Source organism: Bradyrhizobium sp. LeoB3 (assembly GCF_055456055.1).
On the sequence record NZ_JBVBEF010000003.1, the window covers coordinates 25,085 to 48,669 of the forward strand.

At 63.5% G+C, this 23,585-nt stretch carries 22 protein-coding genes; 11 read left to right on the top strand and 11 right to left on the bottom strand.

Annotation, left to right across the window (positions count from 1 at the left end; genetic code table 11):
• The first annotated feature begins 334 nt into the window (after positions 1 to 334).
• The 5 genes from ACZXDY_RS04180 (at position 335) to ACZXDY_RS04200 (ending at position 4,168) form a co-directional block, all read left to right on the top strand.
• Complete coding sequence (locus ACZXDY_RS04180) at positions 335 to 964, top strand: HAD-IA family hydrolase (RefSeq protein WP_464344626.1); 630 nt, start codon at positions 335 to 337, stop codon at positions 962 to 964.
• A 9-nt stretch (positions 965 to 973) separates the two neighbouring features.
• Complete coding sequence (locus ACZXDY_RS04185) at positions 974 to 2,185, top strand: molybdopterin molybdotransferase MoeA (protein ID WP_028162733.1); 1,212 nt, start codon at positions 974 to 976, stop codon at positions 2,183 to 2,185.
• 201 nt (positions 2,186 to 2,386) lie between these two features.
• A complete protein-coding gene (gene lexA / locus ACZXDY_RS04190) occupies positions 2,387 to 3,088 on the top strand; it encodes a transcriptional repressor LexA (protein ID WP_028162734.1) in 702 nt (233 codons plus the stop codon).
• Positions 3,089 to 3,381: 293 nt separating this feature from the next.
• Positions 3,382 to 3,807 carry a hypothetical protein gene (locus tag ACZXDY_RS04195; protein ID WP_028162735.1) on the top strand — a complete coding sequence of 142 codons (426 nt, stop codon included), beginning with the start codon at positions 3,382 to 3,384 and terminating at the stop codon, positions 3,805 to 3,807.
• A gap of 139 nt (positions 3,808 to 3,946) precedes the next feature.
• Complete coding sequence (locus ACZXDY_RS04200; RefSeq protein ID WP_028162736.1) at positions 3,947 to 4,168, top strand: hypothetical protein; 222 nt, start codon at positions 3,947 to 3,949, stop codon at positions 4,166 to 4,168.
• Positions 4,169 to 4,177: 9 nt separating this feature from the next.
• Here ACZXDY_RS04200 and ACZXDY_RS04205 read toward each other — a convergent pair whose 3' ends face one another.
• Entirely contained in the window at positions 4,178 to 6,466 is a 2,289-nt protein-coding gene (locus tag ACZXDY_RS04205) for a ComEC/Rec2 family competence protein (protein WP_464344627.1), read from the bottom strand.
• A gap of 399 nt (positions 6,467 to 6,865) precedes the next feature.
• On the opposite strand from ACZXDY_RS04205, the gene ACZXDY_RS04210 reads away from it, so the two are divergent.
• Positions 6,866 to 8,194, top strand: coding sequence for an MFS transporter (locus tag ACZXDY_RS04210; RefSeq protein WP_028162738.1), 1,329 nt, complete (start codon positions 6,866 to 6,868; stop codon positions 8,192 to 8,194).
• A gap of 154 nt (positions 8,195 to 8,348) precedes the next feature.
• Here the strand turns inward: ACZXDY_RS04210 and ACZXDY_RS04215 are convergent, their stop codons facing one another.
• Entirely contained in the window at positions 8,349 to 8,711 is a 363-nt protein-coding gene (locus tag ACZXDY_RS04215; RefSeq protein WP_063623362.1) for an SPW repeat domain-containing protein, read from the bottom strand.
• Positions 8,712 to 8,962: 251 nt separating this feature from the next.
• On the opposite strand from ACZXDY_RS04215, the gene ACZXDY_RS04220 reads away from it, so the two are divergent.
• Entirely contained in the window at positions 8,963 to 9,145 is a 183-nt protein-coding gene (locus tag ACZXDY_RS04220; protein WP_028162740.1) for a hypothetical protein, read from the top strand.
• Between the two features lie 115 nt (positions 9,146 to 9,260).
• A complete protein-coding gene (gene glnA / locus ACZXDY_RS04225; RefSeq protein WP_464344628.1) occupies positions 9,261 to 10,691 on the top strand; it encodes a type I glutamate--ammonia ligase in 1,431 nt (476 codons plus the stop codon).
• Positions 10,692 to 10,714: 23 nt separating this feature from the next.
• Here glnA and ACZXDY_RS04230 read toward each other — a convergent pair whose 3' ends face one another.
• Both ACZXDY_RS04230 and ACZXDY_RS04235 read right to left on the bottom strand, forming a co-directional pair.
• Positions 10,715 to 11,107, bottom strand: a complete 393-nt coding sequence (locus tag ACZXDY_RS04230; RefSeq protein WP_028162742.1) for a YybH family protein — start codon at positions 11,105 to 11,107, stop codon at positions 10,715 to 10,717.
• A gap of 11 nt (positions 11,108 to 11,118) precedes the next feature.
• Positions 11,119 to 12,816, bottom strand: a complete 1,698-nt coding sequence (locus ACZXDY_RS04235) for a glutamine--tRNA ligase/YqeY domain fusion protein (protein ID WP_464344629.1) — start codon at positions 12,814 to 12,816, stop codon at positions 11,119 to 11,121.
• A 249-nt stretch (positions 12,817 to 13,065) separates the two neighbouring features.
• On the opposite strand from ACZXDY_RS04235, the gene gltX reads away from it, so the two are divergent.
• A complete protein-coding gene (gene gltX, locus ACZXDY_RS04240; protein WP_464344630.1) occupies positions 13,066 to 14,490 on the top strand; it encodes a glutamate--tRNA ligase in 1,425 nt (474 codons plus the stop codon).
• Positions 14,491 to 14,655: 165 nt separating this feature from the next.
• Positions 14,656 to 15,960: a citrate synthase gene (gene gltA, locus ACZXDY_RS04245; protein ID WP_028162745.1), complete on the top strand. Its 1,305-nt coding sequence runs from the start codon at positions 14,656 to 14,658 to the stop codon at positions 15,958 to 15,960.
• 95 nt (positions 15,961 to 16,055) lie between these two features.
• Here the strand turns inward: gltA and ACZXDY_RS04250 are convergent, their stop codons facing one another.
• Positions 16,056 to 17,381: a carbohydrate porin gene (locus ACZXDY_RS04250; RefSeq protein WP_464344631.1), complete on the bottom strand. Its 1,326-nt coding sequence runs from the start codon at positions 17,379 to 17,381 to the stop codon at positions 16,056 to 16,058.
• 500 nt (positions 17,382 to 17,881) lie between these two features.
• Complete coding sequence (locus ACZXDY_RS04255; RefSeq protein ID WP_464344632.1) at positions 17,882 to 18,289, bottom strand: hypothetical protein; 408 nt, start codon at positions 18,287 to 18,289, stop codon at positions 17,882 to 17,884.
• Between the two features lie 90 nt (positions 18,290 to 18,379).
• Between ACZXDY_RS04255 and ACZXDY_RS04260 the strand changes: the two genes are divergently transcribed.
• On the top strand, positions 18,380 to 18,934 hold the full coding sequence (locus tag ACZXDY_RS04260) for a TetR/AcrR family transcriptional regulator (protein ID WP_464344633.1): 555 nt from the start codon (positions 18,380 to 18,382) through the stop codon (positions 18,932 to 18,934).
• Positions 18,935 to 19,038: 104 nt separating this feature from the next.
• Here ACZXDY_RS04260 and lpxB read toward each other — a convergent pair whose 3' ends face one another.
• From lpxB to lpxD, 5 genes are all read right to left on the bottom strand, one after another.
• Positions 19,039 to 20,226, bottom strand: coding sequence for a lipid-A-disaccharide synthase (gene lpxB, locus ACZXDY_RS04265; protein WP_464344634.1), 1,188 nt, complete (start codon positions 20,224 to 20,226; stop codon positions 19,039 to 19,041).
• Positions 20,226 to 21,083 (bottom strand): LpxI family protein, encoded by an 858-nt coding sequence (locus tag ACZXDY_RS04270; protein ID WP_464344635.1) that lies wholly within the window; start codon positions 21,081 to 21,083, stop codon positions 20,226 to 20,228. The genes lpxB and ACZXDY_RS04270 overlap by 1 nt, the downstream gene beginning before the upstream one ends.
• A 19-nt stretch (positions 21,084 to 21,102) precedes the next feature.
• Positions 21,103 to 21,900: an acyl-ACP--UDP-N-acetylglucosamine O-acyltransferase gene (gene lpxA / locus ACZXDY_RS04275; protein WP_028162750.1), complete on the bottom strand. Its 798-nt coding sequence runs from the start codon at positions 21,898 to 21,900 to the stop codon at positions 21,103 to 21,105.
• Between the two features lie 156 nt (positions 21,901 to 22,056).
• Positions 22,057 to 22,515, bottom strand: a complete 459-nt coding sequence (fabZ, locus tag ACZXDY_RS04280) for a 3-hydroxyacyl-ACP dehydratase FabZ (protein WP_028162751.1) — start codon at positions 22,513 to 22,515, stop codon at positions 22,057 to 22,059.
• Positions 22,515 to 23,582, bottom strand: coding sequence for a UDP-3-O-(3-hydroxymyristoyl)glucosamine N-acyltransferase (gene lpxD / locus ACZXDY_RS04285; RefSeq protein ID WP_464344636.1), 1,068 nt, complete (start codon positions 23,580 to 23,582; stop codon positions 22,515 to 22,517). The genes fabZ and lpxD overlap by 1 nt, the downstream gene beginning before the upstream one ends.
• Between the last annotated feature and the right edge of the window lie 3 nt (positions 23,583 to 23,585).

The following is a 23,585-nucleotide window of genomic DNA, read 5'->3' on the forward strand; positions in this document are numbered from 1 at the left end:
CGGGACCCATGGGTGCAACCGGCACCCGGCTTTCCCTGCGCCCTCTGTTCGATGAGAGGGTGAAACGAACGCAAAGCTCGGGCGCAATGCGCCGCGAGAATGTGGACTCACATCCTCAAGCTGTTTGAAAATTGAATCGGACGTTCCCCTCGTCGACCCATAACCACAGGACTTTGCTGTGTGCTCCGCTACCACTGCTTGCTCGCGCCACCACAACTCCCTGTGGTTATGGGTCCCCGCCTTCGCGGGGACGACATCGGTGTGTGTGACCCGCCTGGCTGATACAATCGAAGACATTGCCGGCCCCTCGGGATTTTCGTACACAGCCGTCGCCATGACTCAACCGTCCCTTTCCCCCGGCTCCGCCGACGTCCTGTTGTTCGACCTCGGCCGCGTCGTGCTCGATATCGATTTCGGCAAGGTGATGACCACCTGGGCCGGCCATGCCGGCTGCGAGCCCGGCGAGCTCGCCACCCGCTTTGTGATGGACGAGAGTTACAGACATCACGAGGTCGGCAAGATCGATGACGCCGCCTTCTTCGCAAGCTTGCGGCAGTCGCTCGGCATCGGCATCTCCGACGCCCAGTTCCTGGAAGGGTGGAACGCGATCTTCGCCGGCGAGATGCCGGGAATCGCCGAGCACCTGGCGCGCGCCAAGACGCGTCTGCCGCTTTATGCTTTCTCGAACACCAATCCGCCCCATATCGAGCATTTCTCGACAGCCTATTCGGACGTGCTCGGCCACTTCCGCCAGATCTTCTTCTCCTCGACGATCGGGCTACGGAAACCTGACGCGGACGCCTATGACTACGTGATAAAGGCGATCGGCGTGCCGGCCTCACGCATCGTGTTCTTCGACGATTCCGCAGAGAACATTCGCGGCGCACGGGCGATAGGTCTCACGGCCATTCACGTCACATCGCCGGATGATGTGACGAACGCGCTTGTCGCGCTCGGAATTTAGGAGTTGCCCGTGGCCCTGATGCCGGTCGCCGATGCGCTAGCCGCGGTCCTCGCCGGCGCGGAACCATTGCCGGAAGAGATGGTCGCGCTCGATGCCGCCTATCACCGCACGCTTGCCCGTGACGTCGCGGCAAAGCGTACTCAGCCGCCACTGGCGATGTCGGCGATGGATGGCTATGCGGTGCGATCCGCCGACGCCGCCGACTTGAGCGCGCGGCTGAAGGTGATCGGCGAAGTCGCCGCGGGCCGGCCGTTCGATCGGGAACTTGGTCCGCGGGAAGCGGCACGGATCTTCACCGGAGGCGTCATTCCCGCCGGCGCCGATGCGGTCGTGATCCAGGAGGACACCCGGGTCGATGGCGATCACATCACCATCACCGAGGCCGCTGTCGCCGGGCGGCATATCCGGCCCGCCGGCGTCGATTTCCGCGAGGGTGACGTGCTGCTGAGGCGCGGAAGCCGGCTGACCGACCGCGCGCTGTCGCTGGCGGCGTCAATGAACTATCCGGAACTCCCCGTGCGGCGCCGACCCAAGGTCGCCGTGCTCGCGACCGGCGACGAACTCGTGATGCCGGGCACCTCTCCGGGTCCAGGCCAGATCGTCTATTCCAACGGCTATGCGCTGCGGGCGATGGCGCGTGCGGAAGGCGCTGAAGCGATCGATCTGGGGGTCGCCGCCGACACGGTTGCCGCCACCACTGACGGCATCCGCCGCGCGCATGCCGCGGGCGCCGACATCCTCATCACCACCGGCGGCGCTTCGGTCGGCGACCATGACCTCGTCAAACCGTCGCTCGAGGCCGAGGGCGTGACCATGGCGTTCTGGAAGATCGCGATGCGGCCGGGCAAGCCGATGATGCATGGCCGGCTCGGCGCGATGCGAGTGATCGGCCTGCCCGGCAATCCGGTGTCGTCCTATGTCTGCGCCTATCTGTTCCTGGTGCCGTTGATTCGGGCCCTGCTCGGCCGCTCGGCGATTCATCACGTGACGGAAAGCGCCCTGCTCGGCCGCGATCTCGCCGCCAACGATCAGCGCGAAGATTATCTTCGTGCGCTACTCGAAGAGCGCGACGACGGCACGCTGATCGCAACGCCGGTCACCAAGCAGGACAGTTCGCTGCTTGGGAATCTCACTGCGGCGCAGGCACTTGTGATCCGTCCGCCATTCGCGCCAGCCGCAGCAAAAGGCGCGCCTTGCGACATTCTCCGATTGCCCGAATGACGTCGCGACCGACACCTGCCCGAGCATCTCTGGTCGCGTTCACCAGAAATTAAGTGGTTGCGGAACACATATCGAACATATAGTGTCCGTTCATGATTTGTTTCGAAACTCGCTGTCTACGAATGGGAGTGCGTGACTCCCGAGATCAGCTCTTCTCAAGTCTCGGATCGAACGACGCTACCAACCGGGGGAATGCTCGCGATGCTTACGCGCAAACAGTATGAACTTCTGCGTTTCATCAACGAACGGCTGAAAGAGGCCGGCGTGCCTCCTTCGTTCGACGAGATGAAGGACGCACTCGACCTGCGCTCGAAGTCCGGCATCCACCGCCTGATCACGGCGCTGGAGGAACGGGGCTTCATCCGCCGCCTGCCGAACCGCGCCCGCGCGATCGAGGTGATCAAACTGCCCGAGCTCTCCGCCGCCGGCAACGGTCGCCGCGGCTTCACGCCAAGCGTCATCGAGGGCACGCTCGGCAAGCGCACGACCAGCGCGGCCGTGGCCGAGGATGATGGCAACCGTCCCGTCGCCGTTCCCGTGATGGGCCGGATCGCGGCGGGTACGCCGATCGAGGCGCTGCAGACCCGCAGCCACACCATCAGCGTGCCGCCCGACATGCTCGGCTCCGGCGAGCACTATGCGCTCGAGGTGCGCGGCGATTCCATGGTCGAGGCCGGCATCCTCGACGGCGACATGGCGCTGATCCAGCGTAACGACACCGCCAACACCGGCGACATCGTGGTGGCGCTGATCGATGAGGAGGAAGCGACGCTGAAGCGCTTCCGTCGCCGCGGCGCGTCAATCGCGCTTGAGCCTGCCAATGCGGCCTACGAAGTCCGCATCCTGCCGCCGAACCGGGTGCGGATCCAGGGCAAGCTGATCGGGCTTTATCGCAAGTACTGAGCCGACGAGGACGCAGCAGCTCGTCTGGTACTTTGGTGGGTGCTCTGCCCTCAAGGACACTGACAAGAACGATTTAGAGTGATTAGAATAAGAGCCCCGGTAAGTTCGCCGGGGCACTCTCGGTGCAAGGAGATGTCCGGCAGCGCCTCCTATCGTGTTTGTGAACGGCTAGAGGGCGCGGGCCGTACAAATGCCAAGAACGGAGCAGAGGCTTATAAGTTATCGTCCACTCTGATAGAGGCCTGCGCCTCTTCCCAGGCACGGGTCGGCTATCTCGAATGAGGAGCAATCCGATGTGTGACTATAGCCTGCACGCCGTGGCGACGCGTCCCGCCCAAGTCGGAGAGACGCTTATCACCACCACCTTCCGCGGTACCTCGACCCGCGGCTTCGCTTCGGAAAGCGATCCGACGGTCGCAGTCTGCATGCTTCCCGGGACCGAACTCGCGTTCGCCGATAACGTCCGCTACGACAATCGCTGGATCTGGACCAAGACGACCGGCTTCCGTGTCGGCAAGTTCAACCAGATCGATGCGCATATTCGGGATCGTCATCACGACGCGATCGAATTCCCCGATGGCAGCCATGTGCTGGTGACCCAGCTCTGCGAAGGGCAGCGGGCCACCGTGCTGCAATTGCCAGTGACGCATCATGTTGCAGAGCCGGCACCGAAGGCGGTCGAGCAGCGCCCCGCGCCGAACCCGCTGTTCATCGGCTGAGAGCTTCGGGCAGCGTGCGCCGCCGGTCTCGGCCGGCGGGACGTTGCCGCGGGTGAAAAGCAAAGTATTCGAGCGGCCCCGGAGGCCATCCGGGGGCGCATGCGGTTTTTTGTTGAACTATTCGCAAGGGGCATGATCGGTGGTCACCAAGATCACATGGCAAAAAGCCGGACGGGTGGCCCAGCCCGGCCGATACATGTTCAGGTTCGGCTGGCTCACCGTCGCAGCGGAAGATCTCGCGATCTGGGAGCGATTTCCGGATGCGAGCTTCACGCTCGTGCAAGTGCCGTCGCATTCGGGCGGTCCGGACGAATTTCGGCTCGGCGCCTTCGAGCTGCCGGCCAACGCCGGTGGAGATTGACGGGAGCGCTCAGTCTTCCGGCTGCAGGTCGGACTCGGACGGGGTCGCATCGATGGCGCGCGGCGCGGGTGCCCCTTGGATCCGGATCGTGGTCTCGGGTTCGCCTTCGCCTGACACCGCAGGCGACCACGGCCGGTCGAGGCCGGCGGGCTTGACCGCATCGATGACGAAGCCGTTCCGGTTCCGCCGCAGCGCCAGCCCGCCCTGCCGCCGCAGGCGCTCGGCATCGATGACCGCCGCCGCACCGCCTTGTGGCACCGGCCGTGCGGTCACGATCAGCACCGCCCGTTCGCAATCGTCCGCGAGCGCCTCGGATCGCTGCGTGAGCGCGATGAACGCGCCGCCCGCGGCCGGGGTCACGCAGCCGCCCTCATCGCATGAGACGCCCTCCGTGAGCGACGGGTCGCTTGCAGTGCGGGCATCGGCATCCGCGGCAAGCCACTCCTTGGCGAGAAACGCGTCCTTCGCGGTCCGCATCAGGTGCAACCGCCCGTCACCGCCGCGAACGGCGACATTGCGGCCGTTGCCGGAAATCAGGATGTCGGGTTGCGGCGCCCTCACCGCCCAGACCACCGCAATGAGAAGCACCGCCGCGCCGACGAAGCGCAGCGGCGTGCGCAACAGCCCGAGCAGGATGACGCCCAGGCTCGCGGCGATCAGCGGGCCGATCCCGAACGCACTGACGTGGCCGACTGCGCCCGGCAGCGCGGCGACCCATTGCGCAACCACGATCATCCAGTCGATGCCGCTGCCCATGATCGCCCAGAACACGCCGTCGAAACCGAACGGCATCGCCAGCAAGCCGAGGAGCCCGGCCGGCATCACCAGCGCCGACACCACCGGCATCGCCGCCAGATTGGCAAGCACGCCGAAGGGCGCCACTCGATGGAAGTGAAAGGCGGCATAGGGCGTGGTCGCCGGCCCCGCTACCAGCGAGGCCAGCAGCAGCATCGCAATCTCGCGCCCGCCCCACAGCGCGATCCGCGCGGTCGCGGAATGATCGGGCGCGGCAAACAGATGCGGCATGCCAATCTGCACCAGCGCCACCAGCCCGAGGGTGGCCGCAAACGACATTTGAAAGCTCGGATGAACCAGTGCTTCCGGTGCGATCGCGAGCACGATCATGGCCGCGACGGCGAGCGTCCGGAACGTCACCGCGCGGCGGTCGACCATGACGGCGATCAGCACCACTGCCGTCATGAAGAACGATCTCTGGGTCGCGACCTCCGCTCCCGACAGCAGCAGATAGAAGGCGGCAGCGACCAGCGCCGCCGCGGCGGACCATTTCTTGATCGGAAAGCCCACAGTGAGCACCGGGAACAGTGCGAGCAAGGCGCGGACTGCGAAGAAGACCACGCCCGCGACCACCGCCATGTGATAGCCCGAGATCGAGAGCACGTGGCCGAGCCCCGAAATGAACATCGCATCATTCACCGGCTCGGAGATCGCATCGCGCCGGCCGGTCAGGAGTGCGGTCGCGATCGCGCGATTGTCGCCTTCGAGCACGTTGCGGATCCGCGCATCGATCGCATCGCGCATGCCTTGCATGAACGCCGCATAGCGCAGCGCAAATCCGCGGCCTTCCGGCGACGCCGTCGTCTTGATCGCGCCGAGTACGAAACCGGAGGCGCCGATGCCCTGGAAATAGAGATCGCGGCTGAAATCGTAGCTGCCGGGCCGTAAGGGAGCGAGCGGCGGCTGCAGCCGTGCCTTCAATTCGACGAAGCTGCCGACGTCAGGGGCAGTGCCCTTCTTCACCGACAGCCTGACACGCTCGAGCTTCGGCGCGCCGCGCTGGCTTTCGATGCTCGCGACGCGCAGCACGAAACGGTCGGTACGCTCGCGGATGTCACGGGTCTCGACAAATCCGGTGAGCGACACCGAAAACATCGGCCGCGCCAGCACGCCATGTGCGACCCGCGCGGTGCGCCAGGTGGCAACCGCAAAACCCGACGCAACGGCGGCAATGATGACGGCGGCAGCGAACGCCTGCCGCCGCCTGAGCAGGAACGCGACAGCGCATAGCGCGATGGCGACGATGGCCGCGACCGACAGCACTGGCTCATGGTCGGCGGCGAAGTAAAGCGCGATGCCGCAGCCGAACGCGACCGGCACCCAGGGCAGAAGCCGTCCGGCGCCCGCTTCCGCCCGGATCCACTGGCGCAACGTCTCGACGATTGGCGGCCAGGCGCCGACGCCGATCGGGGCATAACCACCCGCCGGCGCCACCGCCTCGCGGGGCGGCCAGGTGCCGGCATAGCCGCGCCTGCCGCCCGGCGTCCTGCCCTCGTCCGACATCCTCCGCCCTGAGTATTCCTGCTTCAACAAAGCTACCGGAACCGGGTATCCGCGGGATAGCGGAACAGATGCGGAATACGGAGGAAAGAACGTCCTGCCGGCGCGTTTCCGATCTTAGCGCTCCAAGCCCGATTGAGCCGAAAGTCTCATAAGGCCACAGTCCCATTGAGGATTAGAGTACCGTCACGCCTCCACTCGGACAGATGGGAAAGAGGCAGTGGTGGCTCGCGGTTCGAAGACCGCTGGAGCCCTTCTCAGGTGGTTCAAGGCTTCCCTGAGACCGGCGTTGCGGACGCAACTCGCAAATCAGGCCTGTAGCGTCACGCATCACGCGCACTCCGCGAGCGAACAGAGCGCTGAAAAACGCGAGGAGAAGCCTTTGAACCAAAGGAGCAGCACATGGCAATTCAGGTACCGAGCGATTTTCGCCGGGTGATCGTTGCCGCGTCGGTCGGAAACATCATCGAATGGTATGACTTCTATATCTTTGGCAGCCTGGCCGCCGTTCTGTCGGTCAAGTTCTTCGAACAATCCCACCCCGTCGCAGCCCTGCTGAGCACGATCGCCCTATTCACTGCAGGATTCCTGATCCGTCCGCTCGGAGCATTCCTCTTCGGATGGATGGGCGACCGAGTCGGCCGCAAGTACACGTTCCTCATCACGCTCACCGGAATGGGACTGGGAACGGGCGCGATCGGCCTGATCCCGACTTACCAGTCGATCGGTCTCACCGCCGCGTTCGTGCTGTTCGGGCTGCGCATGATCCAGGGTTTGTGCCTGGGTGGCGAGTATGGCGGCGCCATCACCTATGTGGCCGAGCATGTGCCCGACGACAGACGCGGCTACTACACAGGCTGGCTCCAGACCTCGCCGACGCTCGGGATCGTGGTGTCGCTGGCCGTGATCATTCTGACCCGGATCTATTTCGGCGATCAGGCCTTCAACGAATGGGGATGGCGCGTTCCGTTCCTGCTGTCATTCCTGCTGGTGGCCATCGCCATCTACATCCGCCTCCAGCTCCAGGAGACGCCGATCTTCCAGGAGATCAAGGCCCGCGGGCAGATGACCAGGAATCCCTGGAAGGAGGCGTTCCTTAGCTCGAACATCAAATACATCGGAATCGCCATCATCGTCCTGATCGGACAGGGCGTGGTGTGGTACAGCGGTCAGTTCTGGGCGCTGTACTTCCTGCAGCAGGTCTCCAAGGTGGACGCGCTGACCTCGTCGTACATCGTCGGGGCTGCGCTGCTACTTGCGACGCCGAGCCTGATCTTCTTTGGCTGGCTGTCGGACCTGATCGGCCGCAAACCGGTGATCCTGGGAGGCATGCTGCTTGCCGCGATCACCTATTATCCGCTGTATCTGTGGCTCGGAACGGTCACGCAGCCCGGAAACATCAACTATCCGATCGCAATCTTCATCATCTTCATCCTCGTCTGTTACGTCGGGATGGTGTACGGGCCGGTCGGCGCGTTCCTGGCGGAGTTCTTCCCCAGCAGAATCCGGTACACCTCGGTGTCGGTGCCGTATCACATCGGCAATGGCTGGGGCGGCGGCTTGGTGCCGTTCATCACCTCGGCGGCTTTCGCCGCCACTGGCAGCGTCGGCTACGCGCTGATCTATCCGATCCTAGTTCCTGCGATCTGCTTCGTGCTCGCCGTTTTCCTGATGCCGGAGACGAACAAGACCAGCATCTGGGAGCAGGTCGAACCGAGAACCGCATCGTGACGCCCAATAGCCCTTGCCGCGGGGCTACCAAGCCCTGCGGCGGGGGAATCCAACATCCGGCAGGAGCGGATCGACACCTCTGCCGCAACAATCCCCCTCGCGCCGGCCGCTACCGCGTAGCGGTCGGACCGATGGCTCGGCCAAACCTGCCTTCTCAGCCGGCGCGGTGATGCCAGCGATCGTGCCACCAGGCGGTGAAATCACGATCCGTCAGCAGCTCCCATCCGGCCAAGAGGATCACCAGCATGCCCGACAGCACGCTGCTTACCGTCGCCGAGACCTGCTCGTAGCCGACCGTCCACGGTGCCAAGAGCAGAGCCAGTCCGAGCAGCATCTCTCCCCATTCCTCCAGATAGGACGGAATGACAAATGCCTCGACGGCAAACAGGATGACAGCCAACCCAAGCGCGATGGTGATCCAGACGGCCGCTCCGCCGAAGCCCAGGGCAAACGGCGACCCGACCAGCCACACACCCACCAACAAGCTGGCAACGTCCTGCCAGTGTTGAATGCGCATGACGCTCACCTCCCCTCTCCCATGCATATGGTGAAGCGCCGCCGGAAAGATAACCGCCCCACCTGCGTTGTGTTGCCGCTGCCGCTGCTCCGGAGCCGCTCCCTCACCCCAGCGCCCATCACCCGGAAAGCACGCTTGCAAGTGCGCCGCAGCAGGATGCAAACTGCTGCGCTCAATCAGGTGTCAACGTCTACGGCTCTCGGCCCGACCGGAATTCAAGGTTGCGTCCAGAACGAGAGGAGCATGGCGCCATGCGAGAAATCGAAATCCACGATTATGCGCGGCAGCTCTTGGAAGCACATGGCGCCAAGGCCATTGCGGAAGCTGCGCAGAATGCCATCGAGCTCGAGGCAAAGGGCGAGGTCGAACTCGCCAAGACCTGGCGGCATATCGAAGACGCCATGAAGCTGATGCGCGGGCCGCACCAAAGCTGACGCTCCGGTGCGGCAACCGCGAACGTCGCGCAGGATTCGTCGCAAGCCGCTTTAACACGCGGCGGAGCGACAACATGACCTCTAGTGACCGGCTCTCCATGACAGGAGCGAAGCCATGTTTCCCAGATGTACGACAGCCGAAGATCTCGTGAAGGCGATCACCGATGAGAAGGTGCAGATGATCGACCTGCGCTTCACCGACCTGCCGGGGGTGTGGCAGCATTTTTCCGTCCCGCCGAGCGCGGCGAGTATCGATGCTCTCAGCGAGGGCATTGGCTTCGACGGCTCATCGATCCGCGGCTTTCAGGAAATCCAGGAAAGCGACATGCTTGTCGTCGCGGATCCGACCACGGCTTTCCTCGACCCGTATTCGCTGGCATCGACCCTGGTCCTGATCTGCAACATCCGCGATCCCGTGACCGGTCAATCCTACAGCCGCGATGCCCGCTACATCGCCCAGAAGGCCGAGACCCATCTGAAGGGCACCGGGCGCGCCGATACGAGCTACTTCGGTCCGGAGGCGGAGTTCTTCGTGTTCGACGACGTCCGCTACGGACAGGGCATCAATTACGCCTTCCACGAAATCGATTCCGGTGAAGGCAGTTGGAACACGGGCAAGGAGGAAGCGCCGAATCTGGGCCACAAGCCGCGCCCGAAAGAAGGATACTTTCCCGTTCCCCCCACCGACAGCATGCAGGATCTCCGCACCGAAATGGTGCTGACGATGGAAGAACTCGGCATCCAGATCGAAGCCCATCACCATGAAGTCGCGACCGGCGGCCAGAACGAGATCGACATGCGCTTCACCACGCTCACGCGCATGGCGGACAATCTGATGATCTACAAATACGTGGTGAAGAACACCGCGAAGCAGCATGGCATGACCGCGACGTTCATGCCCAAACCGCTGTTCGAGGACAACGCTTCAGGGATGCACGTTCACCAGTCGCTGTGGAAGGGCGAGGCCAATCTGTTCTACGACAGGGGCGACTATGCCGAGCTGAGCCAGCTTGCCCGCTACTATATCGGCGGTCTCCTGACCCACGCCTGGGCGCTGTGCGGGCTTTGCGCGCCCACCACGAACTCCTATCGGCGCCTGGTGCCGGGCTATGAGGCCCCGATCAACCTGGTCTACTCCCAGCGCAACCGCTCGGCCTGTTGCCGCATTCCGATGTATTCGCCGAATCCGAAGGCCAAGCGCGTCGAGTTCCGCTCGCCGGATCCTTCGTGCAATCCCTATCTGGCTTTCTCCGCGATGCTGATGGCCGGCCTCGACGGCATCAACAACCGGATCGACCCGGGCAGCCCGATCGACAAGAATCTTTACGACCTGCCGCCCGCCGAGGCGAAGGATGTGAAGTCGACGCCCGGATCGCTGGACCAGGCCCTCGACGCGCTCGAGCGCGATCACGCCTTCCTGCTCCGTGGCGACGTCTTTACCGCCGACGTGATCGAAACCTGGCTCGACTACAAGCGGAAGAAAGAGGTCGATCCAATCCGGCTACGCCCGCATCCGTACGAGTTCCACCTCTATTACGACATCTAGCGACGACCGCCCGGGTGACCGGCCTATTGGTCAATCAGCGGCGTCTTCGATGAAACGTGATGGCTGGCGATTTTCCAGTCGCCGTCTTCACGAACGATGACCCAGGTGATCTTGACTGAGAGCGTCGGATCACTCTCGCCCAGAAAGAATGACGCGGTGCCAGCCATGTTGATGAGATCAGGGCTGACCTGCGCCGCGCGCACATCGGAAAACTGAACGGTCGGCGAGCGCCATCGCGGCAGGCCGTTGAAGTAGGCCGCAACCCCTTCCCTGCCGCGATAGAGCGTCGGATTGGAGCCGAAGAAGAACGCGCGCTCCGAATAGAGCGAAGCGAGTGCTGCGGCATCCAGCCTGCTGAAGCCGGCGGACCATTTTGCCATGATGGCGGAGACGATCTCCTCGGCTTCGCCCTGCATCTCGCCCGCCCCTAGCTCTTGCCGCCGACTTCCTTGGCGAAGGTATCGCGGAGTCCAATGGTGCGGTTGAACACCATCTTGTCCGACGTCGAGTCGGCATCGCGCACGAAATAGCCCTGGCGCTCGAACTGCATTACCTCGTTCGAATTGCTCTCGGCGATCGCTGGCTCGATGCGCGCGTCCGTCAGCACTTCCAGCGACTGCGGATTAAGGTCGGCGGCGAAGTTGCCGGCGTCCGGACTGGGCGTCGCGAAGAGCTGGTTGTAGATGCGGATCTCGGCCGGTTTCGACTGCGCCGCCGGCAGCCAGTGCATGGTCGCCTTCACCTTGCGGCCGTCGGGCGCATTGCCGCCCTTGGTCGCGGGATCATAGGTGCAGCGCAGCTCGACGACCTCGCCGGCGTCGTTCTTGATGACGCCGGTGCACTTGATGAAATAGGCGTAGCGTAGCCGCACTTCGGTGCCCGGCGAGAGGCGGAAGAATTTCTTCGGCGGGTTCTCCATGAAGTCGTCGCGCTCGATATAGAGCTCGCGGCCGAAGGCGATCTTGCGGGTGCCGGCCGTGGGATCGTCGGGGTGGTTGATCGCCTCGATCTCCTCAACCTGCCCTTCCGGATAGTTCTCGATCACCACCTTGAGCGGCCGCAGCACCGCCATGCGCCGGAGCGCGGTGCGGTTCAGCTCCTCGCGGATGCAGAACTCCAGCATGCCGACGTCGACGACGCTGTTGGACTTGGCCACGCCGATCCGCTTGATGAACTCGCGGATCGCCGCTGGCGGCACGCCGCGCCGCTTCAAGCCTGCAATCGTGGGCATGCGGGGATCGTCCCAGCCGGCGACATGTCCCTCGCGCACGAGCTGGGTCAGCACGCGCTTGGAGAGCAGCGTATAGGTCAGGTTCAGGCGCGCAAATTCGTACTGCCTGGGCTTGGACGGCACCGGCAGCTTGTCGAGCAGCCATTCATAGAGCGGGCGATGATCCTCGAATTCGAGCGTGCAGATCGAGTGCGTGACGCCCTCGATCGCGTCCGACTGCCCGTGGGCATAGTCATAGCTCGGATAGATTGACCATGTGTCGCCGGTGCGCGGATGGTGTGCGTGCAGAATCCGGTACAGCACCGGGTCGCGCATGTTGATGTTGCCCGAGGCCATGTCGATCTTGGCCCGCAGCACGCGCGCGCCGTTCGGGAACTCGCCGGCCTTCATGCGGCGGAACAGGTCGAGGTTCTCCTCTACCGAGCGGTCGCGATAGGGCGAGTTCTTGCCGGGCTCGGTCAGCGTGCCGCGCGCGAGGCGAATCTCCTCCTGGCTCTGGTCGTCGACATAGGCATCGCCCTGCTTGATCAGTTCCTCGGCCCATTCGTAGAGGCGCTCGAAATAGTCGGAGGCGAAATAGAGGTTATCGCCCCAGTCGTAGCCGAGCCAGCGCACGTCGGCCTGGATCGAGTCGATATATTCCTGCTCCTCCTTGGTCGGATTGGTGTCGTCGAAGCGCAGGTTGCAGTGGCCGGGAAACTCCTGCGCGATGCCGAAGTTAAGTGCGATCGACTTGGCGTGGCCGATGTGCAGGTAGCCGTTCGGCTCCGGCGGGAAGCGCGTCACGACGTGGCTGTGCGTCTTTGACGCGAGGTCAGCCTGGACGATGTCGCGAATGAAATCGCGTCCGGTCTCCGCCGCCACCGCTTCTGCCGCCACTGGTTCTGTCGTCATCGAGGGTTCCTATGCATGGTCCAGAAAACCGGAAGCCGCTTTCCCGAAAGATCATGCTCAAAAAAGGGATCAGCCGCCCTTCTGCCAAATTCGCCCCGGCCCGCCAAGCCCGCTTTCGAGGCTGCCGCTTTCGAGGCTGCCTTGGGACAGCCCAAGTGGACAGCCAAGGCTTTGGTAAGGCCAAGGCTTTAGTTATGCGTTGTTCCTGCTATACACCAGCGCCGTTCAAGCCCGAGCCCGCATCCGGTCATGTCTGATTCCGTCGTCACACGCTTCGCCCCCTCGCCGACCGGCTTCCTCCATATCGGGGGTGCCCGCACCGCGCTGTTCAACTGGCTCTATGCCAGGAAGCACGGCGGCAAGATGCTGCTCCGGATCGAGGACACCGACCGCGAGCGCTCCACCAAAGAGGCGATCGAGGCCATCCTGGATGGCCTGACCTGGCTCGAGCTGAATTGGGACGGCGAGGTCATCTACCAGTTCAGCCGCGCCGCCCGCCACCGCGGGGTCGCCGAGCAGTTGCTCGCCGCGGGGCGCGCCTATCGCTGCTACGCCACGGCAGAGGAACTTGCCGCCATGCGCGAGAAAGCGCGCGCCGAGGGCCGCACCCGCCTCTACGACGGAATGTGGCGCGACCGTGATCCGGCCGACGCGCCGGCCGGGATGAAACCCACGATCCGGCTGAAGGCGCCCCTGACCGGCGAGACCGTGATCGAGGATCAGGTCCAGGGCCGCGTGGTCTGGCAGAACGAGAACCTCGACGACCTCGTCCTGCTGCGCGGCGACGGCACGCCGACCTACATGCTCGCGGTGGTGGTCGACGACCACGACATGGGCGTGACACATGTCATCCGCGGCGACGATCACCTGATCAACGCCGCGCGCCAGAAGCAGATCTACGACGCACTGGAATGGAACATCCCGAGCATGTCCCATATCCCGCTGATCCATGGCCCCGACGGCTCAAAGCTCTCCAAGCGCCACGGCGCGCTCGGCGTCGATGCCTACCGGGCGATGGGCTACCTGCCGGCGGCGCTGCGCAACTACCTGGTCCGGCTCGGCTGGAGCCATGGCGACCAGGAGATATTCTCCACGCAGGAGATGATCGAGGCGTTCGACCTGCCGTCGATCGGCCGTTCAGCGGCGCGGTTCGACTTCGCCAAGCTGGAGAACCTCAACGGCCACTATATCCGGCACAGCGACGATCAATCTCTCGTGACGCAGTTCGAGAACGTGCTGGACTACGTTCCCGACGGCGCCGCCATCAAAGCCAAGCTCAACGAGGAGACGCGTGCGCAATTGCTGCGGGCGATGCCGAGCCTGAAGGAGCGCGCCAAGACGCTGCTCGAATTGATCGCCGGCGCCTCTTTCATCTTCGCCGACCGGCCGATCCAGATCGAGCCAAAGGCCGCCGCGCTGCTGACGCCGGAAACGCGCGCGCTGATCGGGAAGCTTCGCGCGGCGCTGGAGACGGTCACCGACTGGCGGCTGGAGACGACGGAAGCCGCCATGCGGAATTTCGCGGAGCAGAACAATCTCAAGCTCGGCGCCGTCGCGCAGCCGCTCCGGGTGGCATTGACCGGACGCACCACCTCGCCGGGTATTTTCGATGTCCTGGCGGTATTGGGGCGGGAGGAAAGTCTTGCCCGGCTGGGCGATCAGTCGGCTGCGTAAAGCCCCCTGCCATGCCCCTCCGAGGGTCCACCTTGCAGCGCACAGGGCAATAAGCTACGCATTCCGCGAGGCCTTCTAGACAATCCGGCTTGTCCCGACATCCGCCGTAGAAACGGCAACCCGGGCAGGCTCGATTTTCGCAACAAATTCATCGGGGACTACACGATGGACGCACAATCCAGCAGCAAAACAGCTACCCTCACGATCGGCAACAAGACCTACGATTTCCCGATCCTGAGTGGCACCGTCGGTCCTGATGTCATCGACATCGGCAAGCTGTACAACCAGGCCGGCGTGTTCACCTACGACCCGGGCTTCACCTCGACGGGGAGCTGCCAGTCCAAGATCACCTATATCGACGGCGACGCCGGTATCCTCGAATACCGCGGCTATCCGATCGAACAACTCGCCGAGCATGGCGACTTCCTGGAGACCTGCTATCTCCTGCTCTACGGGGAGCTTCCGACTCCGGCGCAGAAGAAGGATTTCGACTACCGCGTCACCCATCATACGATGGTGCACGAACAGATGGCGCGCTTCTTCCAGGGCTTCCGCCGCGACGCCCATCCTATGGCGATTATGGTCGCTGCCGTCGGCGCACTCGCCGCGTTCTACCACGACTCCACCGACATCAATGATCCGCAGCAGCGCATGATCGCTTCCATGCGCATGATCGCGAAGATCCCAACGCTGGCGGCGATGGCCTACAAATACACCATCGGCCAGCCCTTCATGTATCCGAAGAACTCGCTGAAGTTCGCCGAGAACTTCCTCAATATGTGCTTCGGCGTGCCTTGCGAGGAATACAAGATCAACCCGGTGCTCGCCGACGCGCTGGAGAAGATCTTCATCCTGCACGCCGACCACGAGCAGAATGCGTCGACCTCCACGGTGCGCATCGCCGGCTCTTCGGGCGCCAACCCGTTCGCCTGCATCGCGGCCGGCATCGCCTGCCTGTGGGGCCCGGCGCATGGCGGCGCCAACGAAGCCGCGCTGAACATGCTGTACGGCATCGGTAAGGTCGAGAACATTCCGGACTTCATCGCCAAGGTGAAGGACAAGAACAGCGAAGTCCGCCTGATGGGCTTTGGCCACCGCGTCTACAAGAACTACGATCCACGCGCCAAGATCATGCAGAAGATGTGTCATGCCGTGCTGAAGGAGACCGGCCACGGCGACGATCCGATGCTGAAGGTGGCGATGGAGCTGGAGAAGATCGCGCTCAGCGACCAGTACTTCATCGACCGCAAGCTCTATCCGAACGTGGACTTCTATTCGGGCATCACGCTGAAGGCGATGGGTTTCCCGGTCGACATGTTCACCGTGCTGTTCGCGGTCGCGCGCACCGTCGGCTGGATCAGCCAGTGGAGCGAGATGATCGAGGATCCGCAGCAGAAGATCGGCCGCCCGCGCCAGCTCTACACCGGCGTCGCCCGCCGCGAATACGTCCCGATCGACAAGCGGAAGTAAGTTTCAAGCTTTCTGCGAAATTCGAGGCGGCGCCATCGTTCTGATGGCGCCGTTTTTGTTTGCCGCGGGCTGCGATCTCCGCCGCCGACGGCTCGCTAATACGCGATCGTGCTGCGTACGCCAATCAGTGCCCCGCTCTTCACCGGCGAATTCGGCAAGACCTGATCAGGAACGTGTCCACCGGGATGGACGATGTATTCAAAGACCGGCTGAAGCGTCCAGCCTGGCTTGATCTGAGCCTGGTAGGAGAGCTCAATCGTGAGCTCGAAATCTCTAAGCGGCTGTTGGACTCCAGTTAGGCCGATGATGTCGCGATCGAGCGCGCGCGCCCGATCGGATATATGCGCGCAGATGAACGACGCTCCGAACTTGTCGTCGGGTCTGCCGGGCAGCAGTCCTGAGAACACGATTCCGGTGTCGACGAAGAAGTCGATCAGGTTGCGATCCGATGGAGTGCCCGAGATCCGGCTGAACACGGCGATGCCGCTTGCGGCATCCCCGCCCTCGGGGCGCCAGATCTGCTGATCAATGATGCCGTAGATGCCGCTCGACCCGCGAAACAGACGAGCGTTCCCGCTGCTGAACGGGCTCGCCTGCGAAAGGCCGGCATCGTCGAACCTCATGTCCGCGAACATCCCGAAGTGGTGCCATCCGCCAACCCGCAGCGTGCCGGCCAGCCCGCGCGAATCCTTGTCCTGATTGTAGCGATACTGCAATTCCCCCATCAGCAAGGGCGGATCGTTCACGCGGAAATTGGTGCCGGCGCGATTGACGGTCGCCTGCCCGCCTGGATCGCCGTTGAACAATCCGACCAGGGTCGTCCAGCTTGGGCTGGGATCGAATTTCAGCCGGATGCCCGGCGTTGCGAGAGGATAAGCGGGACCGCCGCTTGGCAAATTGCCACCGGCGATTGTCGGCCAATCGCTGCTGATGAGCGTCTTGCTATAGTCGCTGACGAAGAACTCGGTGTCCGCCGCAAGCTGGCCGAGGCGGATGCTGAAGCGATCGTCGAACAATTTTTGCTCCAGCCATAGCTCGGACAGCCGTGTCGACGGCACAGCCTCGATGTGGCTGATCGTGATCAGGCTCTCGAAATGCTGGTCGCGCAGCCCCGCCGTATGATGAATCTGGAAGGCGTTGGCGAAGAAACCCAACCCTGACCACCCCGCGAGCTTCTCCAGGTCGGCCGCGACGAAGGCCTCGAGCTTGCCCTCATAGAGCCCACCGCGCCGCACGCCTCCGGACAGGTTGCGCAACGCTTCGCCGGTGTAGATCAGCCCATAACTGATCCCGCGTTCCGCGAGCCATTTGCGCACGCCGGTGGGATCGCCCTCGTCCGGCAGGCTGGTCGCGATCGACGACGGGGGAATGCCGTTCAGCGAAGCGGCGGCGGCAGACGCGGAAACCAGAAACGCAGCCACCAAGCCCACCACCACTGACACCGGGGATCGTCGACTGGAAGCAGAGAGATGCAATTGCGATGCATTCGCAATTCCATTGCAGACCTCCCCCAAATCCCCGATCTGACGCCTCACTCCCACAGTCGCCTCACCCCAGTTGCGAGTTACTCGCAGTCAGGACTGACACAGGCGGTTCCACTAGGCAAGCTTTATGCAACTAAGTTGCAACAGCAACAAGTAGCCCTCGCTGAAGGCGAGGCATGGTCTAAGCGGGCCGATGGAGATCTGATCGGTTAGTCCGGGAGCTCAATGGATGAATGACGACGGGGCTGATGCGCGCCGGCGTGCTGAAAGAGGGCCGTGAACGACGGCTGGCTCGACTAGAGCGCTTTCGAGCGAAGGACACCGGTTCGCGTGAAGAAAACGCGTCAAAACAAGAATCTAGAGCTTCGGTTCTAATTCCATCAGAACCGAAAATGCTCTAGTGCGCCCCACACCAGCGGCGGGGGCCGTTTCCGATATCATCGACCTCGAGCGGCGAAGAAGCGCCAGTTGGCGATCCCGGCGAGCCGATGCGGGGTGGCGGTTCGGTCGTAGGCGTCGCTTTCCACGATCTTTCTAAGGTCGGCGAAACGCTCATAGCGCACGACGACGATGTCGTCCCAATCATCGTTCGGCCCGGCGAGCAGTCCGTTCAGCCGGTTGCCCGCATAAACGACCTGGGAGGCGACGCCGAGATCTTCGGCTATTGTCCTGAAAGCACCCGCATAGCCTTCATAATAGGCGCTGCGGGCGTTCGGCTTGGCGCCCTCGAACCCAGCGGGGTAGTCGGGAGCGTTGCGGAACCAAAGTAGATTGATCATCACCACTGGACCCTCGCCGACCGCGCGCTCCGCAGCGTCCAAGGCTTCCTTCGTGAGTTCGTTCATTTCCACGAAAATCTCCCCACAAATTGACAATTTTCGTATTAATGTCAGATAGTCAAACTAGCAACATTAATCAGTGAGGAATTTGGCGCGATGGCGCTGAATAGATCAAAGGAAGAGCGGGCGTTGGACGGCGCGACCGAGGTGTTTACCCGTTACGGCTACGCGCGCACCACCATGGGCGACATCGCCGTTAAAGCGGGGATGTCCCGACCCGCTCTTTATCTCGTGTTCCCAGACAAGGAAGCCGCTTTCAATCGGGTGATCGCACACATGGATCAGCGCAAGCTGACCGAGATCGCCGCTGTTCTGTCGACGCTACCGAACCTTGAATCCAAGCTGCTGCACGCGTGCCTCGCTTGGGGCCTGCACGGAGTGGAGCTGGCGGCCATGCACCCGGACGCCGCCGATCTGTTCGATTTGCGCTTCCCAGCGGTCCGGCAGGTCTATGCGAACTTCCAGGCTCTGGTGACCGAGCTGATCTCCGACGCGGTCACCAACTCGCATCTGGATGCGACCCCGGCGGATCTCGCCCGTGTTCTGGTATACGGCCTGCGCGGCCTGCGCGAGGCAGCCTCGGACCCCGACGACATGCGCCGGCTCGTCACCACGCATGTTCTTAGCTTCGCCAAGGCTATAAGTGCGTAGTCACTGGCCAGATCCGTGAAAGCGACCGTTTGCCTGCCGGCAAGTCTATCGGACAGCACGCGATTGACTGGCCGGACTACAACGCCTGAAACACCCTGCTTAGTCTAATTCGTCTGCCGGCCGTTCCGCATCGTCGCCAGCACGATGTCGGCGGCGCGAACGCTTGGCGGCTGGTCGCCGGTCGACATGATCGTGTCCATCGTGGCGAAGGCCTCGATCTGGCTGCGGCGCAGCGCGGAATCCGCGAGCACCTCGCCGAGCGCCTGCGACAGCTTTTCGGGCGTCGCGTTCTCCTGCAGGAATTCCGGGATCACCTCCCGGCCGATCACGAGATTGGCCAGGATCACCGATGGCACGCGGATCGCGCGGCGCAGGATGAAGGCCTCAATGGCGCCGACGCGGTAGGCCGTCACCATCGGAACGCCTGACAGCGCCAGCTCCAGCGTCACGGTGCCGGATTTGGCGAACGCGGCATGTGCGATCCTGAACGCGGCGCGCTTCTCGCTCTCGCCGACCACGATCTGCGGCTTGACCTGCCAGCCCTGCACAGCCTCGCGGATCACAGCTTCCAGATGCGGCATGGTCGGAAGGACCGGCTCGAACACAACGCCGCTTGCGCGCAATCGCGCTAGCGTTTCGCCGAACAGCGCGAGATGATGCCTGATCTCGCTGCGCCGGCTCCCGGGCAGCACCAGCAGGACCGGTGGCTGGGCATCGCGCCGCTTTGCTTCCTCGTCGTTCGGCCGCAGCGAGGCAAACTGCTCGGTCAGGGGATGGCCGACATAGCTGCAGGGCGGCCCGCGCAGCTTGCGATATTCTTCCGGCTCGAACGGCAACAGCGCCAGCACGTGATCGACATAGCCGAGCATCGCGCGCGCCCTGCCCGGTCGCCAGGCCCAGACCGACGGCGACACATAGTCGACGATCGGAATGGTAGGATTGCGCGCCCGGACGCGACGGGCGACGCGATGGGTGAAGTCGGGGCTGTCGATGATGACCAGCACGTCCGGCGCCGCATCGATCACGGCATCCGTAGCGTGCCGGATCAATCGCAGGATTTTCGGCAACTGCTGCACAACAGCGGCAAGGCCGACAATCGAAAGTTCTTCGATCGGAAACAGCGACGTGAGGCCCTCGCGCGCCATCATGCGGCCGCCGACGCCGGCAAACTGCACGGCATCGCCGAGCCGCTGGCGCAGCACCTTCATCAGCGCCGCCCCGAGGCGATCGCCGGATTCCTCGGTCGCGATCAGGAAGATCTTGCGCGTGATGTCTGGGGCGCGGCCGTGCATCAGCTTGGCACACCGATGACGAACAGCCGTCTTGCGTCCGCAGCCTCGATCATCGCCTGCGGTTCGGCGGCAAGCGTATTGCCGGCAATGACGGCAATCCCGGCAAGGCCCGCTTTCGCGGCGCCCTCGACTGTGCGCGGCCCGACTGTCGGCAGATCGTAGCGCAGATCCTGGCTGCTCTTGGGCGCCTTCACCAGCACGCCGCGACCGCTCGGGGCGCGGATGCGGCCGTCGGCACGCAGCCGCGTCACACGCGCCAGAAGCCCGTCGGTGCCCTCGATGTCCTCGACCGCGACCACATGCCCGTCGATCACAACCGCAGCCTGGCCGATGTCGAACGGGCTGAGCGCGGCAAGCACCTCGCGCCCCCTTGCAATGTCGGCGCTGGCGTTGACGGCCGGCGTCGTGCGCGTGATGCAACCTTCGGGCATCAGCAGATCCGGGGCGACATCTTTGATCCCGACCATGCGAAATCCATCCTGCTCGAGAATGCGGCCCACCCCCGATAGCAGATGATCGTCACCGCCTCGAAACGCGCGGATGACGTTTGCGAGAACACGGAGCGTCTTCAGATCCAGCCGGATTTCCGACAGCGCCGGCCGCATCAAGGTGCCGATGAAGATCAGGTCGCGGCAGCCCTCCTCGCGAAACAATCTGGTCGCCCGCCCGAGCTGGCCGACCGAAATCCAGCGATGGCGGAACCCCTCGACACGGACCGGATCGCACGCGCCGCGCAATGCGAACAGCACCGGCGCGATACCGCGTTTGGCGAGCGACTCCGCGACCGCAAACGGCATGGCGCCGCCGCCTGCGATGACGCCAACCGGAGAGGAAATCGCTGGAGCCGCTGACGTCATGGCTCGGGCGCCCCTCGCGTCAGTGCTTGCCGTCGACAGCCGGAAGACAGAGCGGCCGCTTGCCTTTGCCGATGAAGGCGAGGATTTCGGCGATCGCCGGATCCTCGGCGGCCAGCGGCTGCACCGCGGCCAATCGCTCGGCGAAGACGCCCTCGCCATGGAATAGCTTCTGGTAGAAGGCGCGGACGGTCACCAGCCGCTCCCTGGTGAACTTGCGGCGCTTCATGCCGATGATGTTGAGACCTTCGAGCACGGCATATTGGCCGTTGGCGAGGCCGAACGGGATGATGTCGTCGCGCACGCCGCAGACGCCGCCGACCATCACCTGTCGCCCGATCCGGGTGAACTGGTGCACGGCCGAGAGCCCGCCGATATAGACGAAGTCCCCGATCTCGCAGTGACCGCCAAGCGTGGCTGATGTCGCAAAGATCACATCATTGCCGACCATGCAGTCATGACCGACATGGCTGTTGTTCATGAAATAGCCGCGGTCGCCGATGCGCGTCAGCCCGCCGCCCTTCACCGTGCCGATGTTCATCGTCACACCTTCGCGGATGGTGCAGCCGGTGCCGATCTCAAGCCGCGTCGGTTCTCCGCGGTAGCTCAGATCCTGCGGCGGCCCGCCCAACACTGCAAACGGCGAGATCACGCACTCCGCGCCGATCGACGTATGGCCGGAGACGGTCACATGCGCATCAAGCTTGCAGTTCGCGCCGATCGCGACGTTAGGGCCGATGATGCAATAGGGGCCGATCGAGGTACCCTCGCCGATCACGGCGCCATCCGCAATCCGCGCGGTGGGATCGATCATGCTCATTACGACAGGCCCGCTACTGGTTGATGCGCAAGCGCGCTAAACAATCGAATTTTCCGGCTGTTAGCGCGACATTGCCCGGCATGTCCAGTGACGTATGATGACTGCATATTGCAGCGCGCGGTACACGGGACGAAGATTGAAGGCGCCCCGAGCCGATCAATCCGTCAGCATCGCGCCGACATCGGCTTCGGCGACGATCTGACCGTTGACCTTGGCGTCGCCGTGAAACCACCACATGGTCTTGCGGCGGCCGATCGAGCGCATGTGGTACTCGATAGTGTCGCCGGGCATCACGGGCTTACGGAATTTGCACTTGTCGATGGTGAGGAAGTAGACCGCGCGCGGCTTCTCGGTGCCCTCCACCGACTTGATGCCGATCACGCCGGCAGTCTGCGCCATGGCCTCGATCATCATCACGCCGGGATAGACGGGACGTTCGGGAAAATGCCCGAGGAACGATGGTTCGTTGTACGTGACGTTCTTGACGCCGATGCCGCTATAGTCGGCGCGGATGTTGATGACCCGGTCGATCAACAACATCGGATAGCGGTGCGGCAGCGTCTTGAGGATGTCGTTGATGTCCACAAGCTCGAACCTGACCGGTGACTCCTCCATCACTCCCTTTCCTCGCCTTTCGAATTCGGCGCACCGTCACGCACCAAGCGCTCCACCGCAAGGATCTCCCTAAACCACTGTTTGGTCGGTTTGGCAAAGTGACCGCCCCAGCGGCCGTTGGCTGGAATGTCGTCCTTCACGGCACTCATCGCGGTGACCTGGGCGCCGTCGCCGATCTTCAGATGGTTGTTGATGCCCACCTTGGCGCCCAGCGCGACATTGTCGCCAATGGTCAGGCTACCCGCGAGCCCGATCTGGGCCGCCAGCAAGCAGTGCCTGCCGATGGTCACATTGTGGCCGATCTGGACCTGGTTGTCGACTTTAGTACCCTCGCCGATCACGGTGTCGCGCAGGCTACCGCGGTCGATGGTGGAACTAGCGCCGATCTCGACATTGTTCTGGATCAGGACCCGACCGGTCTGCGGCACCTTCAGATGGCCGTCGGGCCCGAAGAAGATGAAGCCGTAGCCGTCCTGGCCGATGTTGCAGCCGGGATGGATCAGCACGTTGTTGCCGATCAGCGTGTTCTGGATCGTGGTCTTGGCGCCGACATTGCAGTCGCGTCCGATCTTGACATCGGCCCCGATCACGGCGCCCGCCCCGACGACAGTCCCCGAACCGATCTCGACCCTGGCCCCGATCACGGCCAATGGGTCGACGATCACGCCGTCCTCCAGATGCGCCGTGGGGTCGATAATCGCCGACGGCGCGATGCCTTCGACACCGAACCACGAGCCCGGCCTGAGCGCGTCGCTGTGCCATTGCCGGGCCAGTTGCACGAAGGCATGGAACGGCTTTGCGGCCCGCAACACGGCCACATGGGCAGGCACGTCCGCCTCGAAGCGCGGGCTGACCAGACAAGCGCCGGCCTTGGTTGCGGCGAGCTGGTCGACATATTTGAGATTGTCGAAAAACGTCAGATGCATCGGGCCAGCCTCGTCGAGCGAGGCAAGCCCCTTGATCACATGATCGCCCCTGGCGGGATCGACCAAATGCGCCTTCGTCAACGCGGCGATGTCAGCCAGCGTCGACGAAGGGGGACTCTTGAAGAAGATCGGCAGCGCCATTCC

Coding starts and splice junctions, on each gene's coding strand:
- ACZXDY_RS04215 (WP_063623362.1), bottom strand. CDS start 8,711: ATGCGCATTCAACACTGGCAGGACGTTGCCAGCTTGTTGGTGGGTGTG.
- lexA (WP_028162734.1), top strand. CDS start 2,387: ATGCTTACGCGCAAACAGTATGAACTTCTGCGTTTCATCAACGAACGG.
- ACZXDY_RS04255 (WP_464344632.1), bottom strand. CDS start 18,289: ATGAACGAACTCACGAAGGAAGCCTTGGACGCTGCGGAGCGCGCGGTC.
- ACZXDY_RS04270 (WP_464344635.1), bottom strand. CDS start 21,083: ATGACGTCAGCGGCTCCAGCGATTTCCTCTCCGGTTGGCGTCATCGCA.
- ACZXDY_RS04210 (WP_028162738.1), top strand. CDS start 6,866: ATGGCAATTCAGGTACCGAGCGATTTTCGCCGGGTGATCGTTGCCGCG.
- ACZXDY_RS04220 (WP_028162740.1), top strand. CDS start 8,963: ATGCGAGAAATCGAAATCCACGATTATGCGCGGCAGCTCTTGGAAGCA.
- gltA (WP_028162745.1), top strand. CDS start 14,656: ATGGACGCACAATCCAGCAGCAAAACAGCTACCCTCACGATCGGCAAC.
- lpxB (WP_464344634.1), bottom strand. CDS start 20,226: ATGCACGGCCGCGCCCCAGACATCACGCGCAAGATCTTCCTGATCGCG.
- glnA (WP_464344628.1), top strand. CDS start 9,261: ATGTTTCCCAGATGTACGACAGCCGAAGATCTCGTGAAGGCGATCACC.
- gltX (WP_464344630.1), top strand. CDS start 13,066: ATGTCTGATTCCGTCGTCACACGCTTCGCCCCCTCGCCGACCGGCTTC.
- lpxA (WP_028162750.1), bottom strand. CDS start 21,900: ATGAGCATGATCGATCCCACCGCGCGGATTGCGGATGGCGCCGTGATC.
- lpxD (WP_464344636.1), bottom strand. CDS start 23,582: ATGGCGCTGCCGATCTTCTTCAAGAGTCCCCCTTCGTCGACGCTGGCT.
- ACZXDY_RS04230 (WP_028162742.1), bottom strand. CDS start 11,107: ATGCAGGGCGAAGCCGAGGAGATCGTCTCCGCCATCATGGCAAAATGG.
- ACZXDY_RS04260 (WP_464344633.1), top strand. CDS start 18,380: ATGGCGCTGAATAGATCAAAGGAAGAGCGGGCGTTGGACGGCGCGACC.
- ACZXDY_RS04180 (WP_464344626.1), top strand. CDS start 335: ATGACTCAACCGTCCCTTTCCCCCGGCTCCGCCGACGTCCTGTTGTTC.
- ACZXDY_RS04205 (WP_464344627.1), bottom strand. CDS start 6,466: ATGTCGGACGAGGGCAGGACGCCGGGCGGCAGGCGCGGCTATGCCGGC.
- ACZXDY_RS04235 (WP_464344629.1), bottom strand. CDS start 12,816: ATGACGACAGAACCAGTGGCGGCAGAAGCGGTGGCGGCGGAGACCGGA.
- ACZXDY_RS04195 (WP_028162735.1), top strand. CDS start 3,382: ATGTGTGACTATAGCCTGCACGCCGTGGCGACGCGTCCCGCCCAAGTC.
- fabZ (WP_028162751.1), bottom strand. CDS start 22,515: ATGGAGGAGTCACCGGTCAGGTTCGAGCTTGTGGACATCAACGACATC.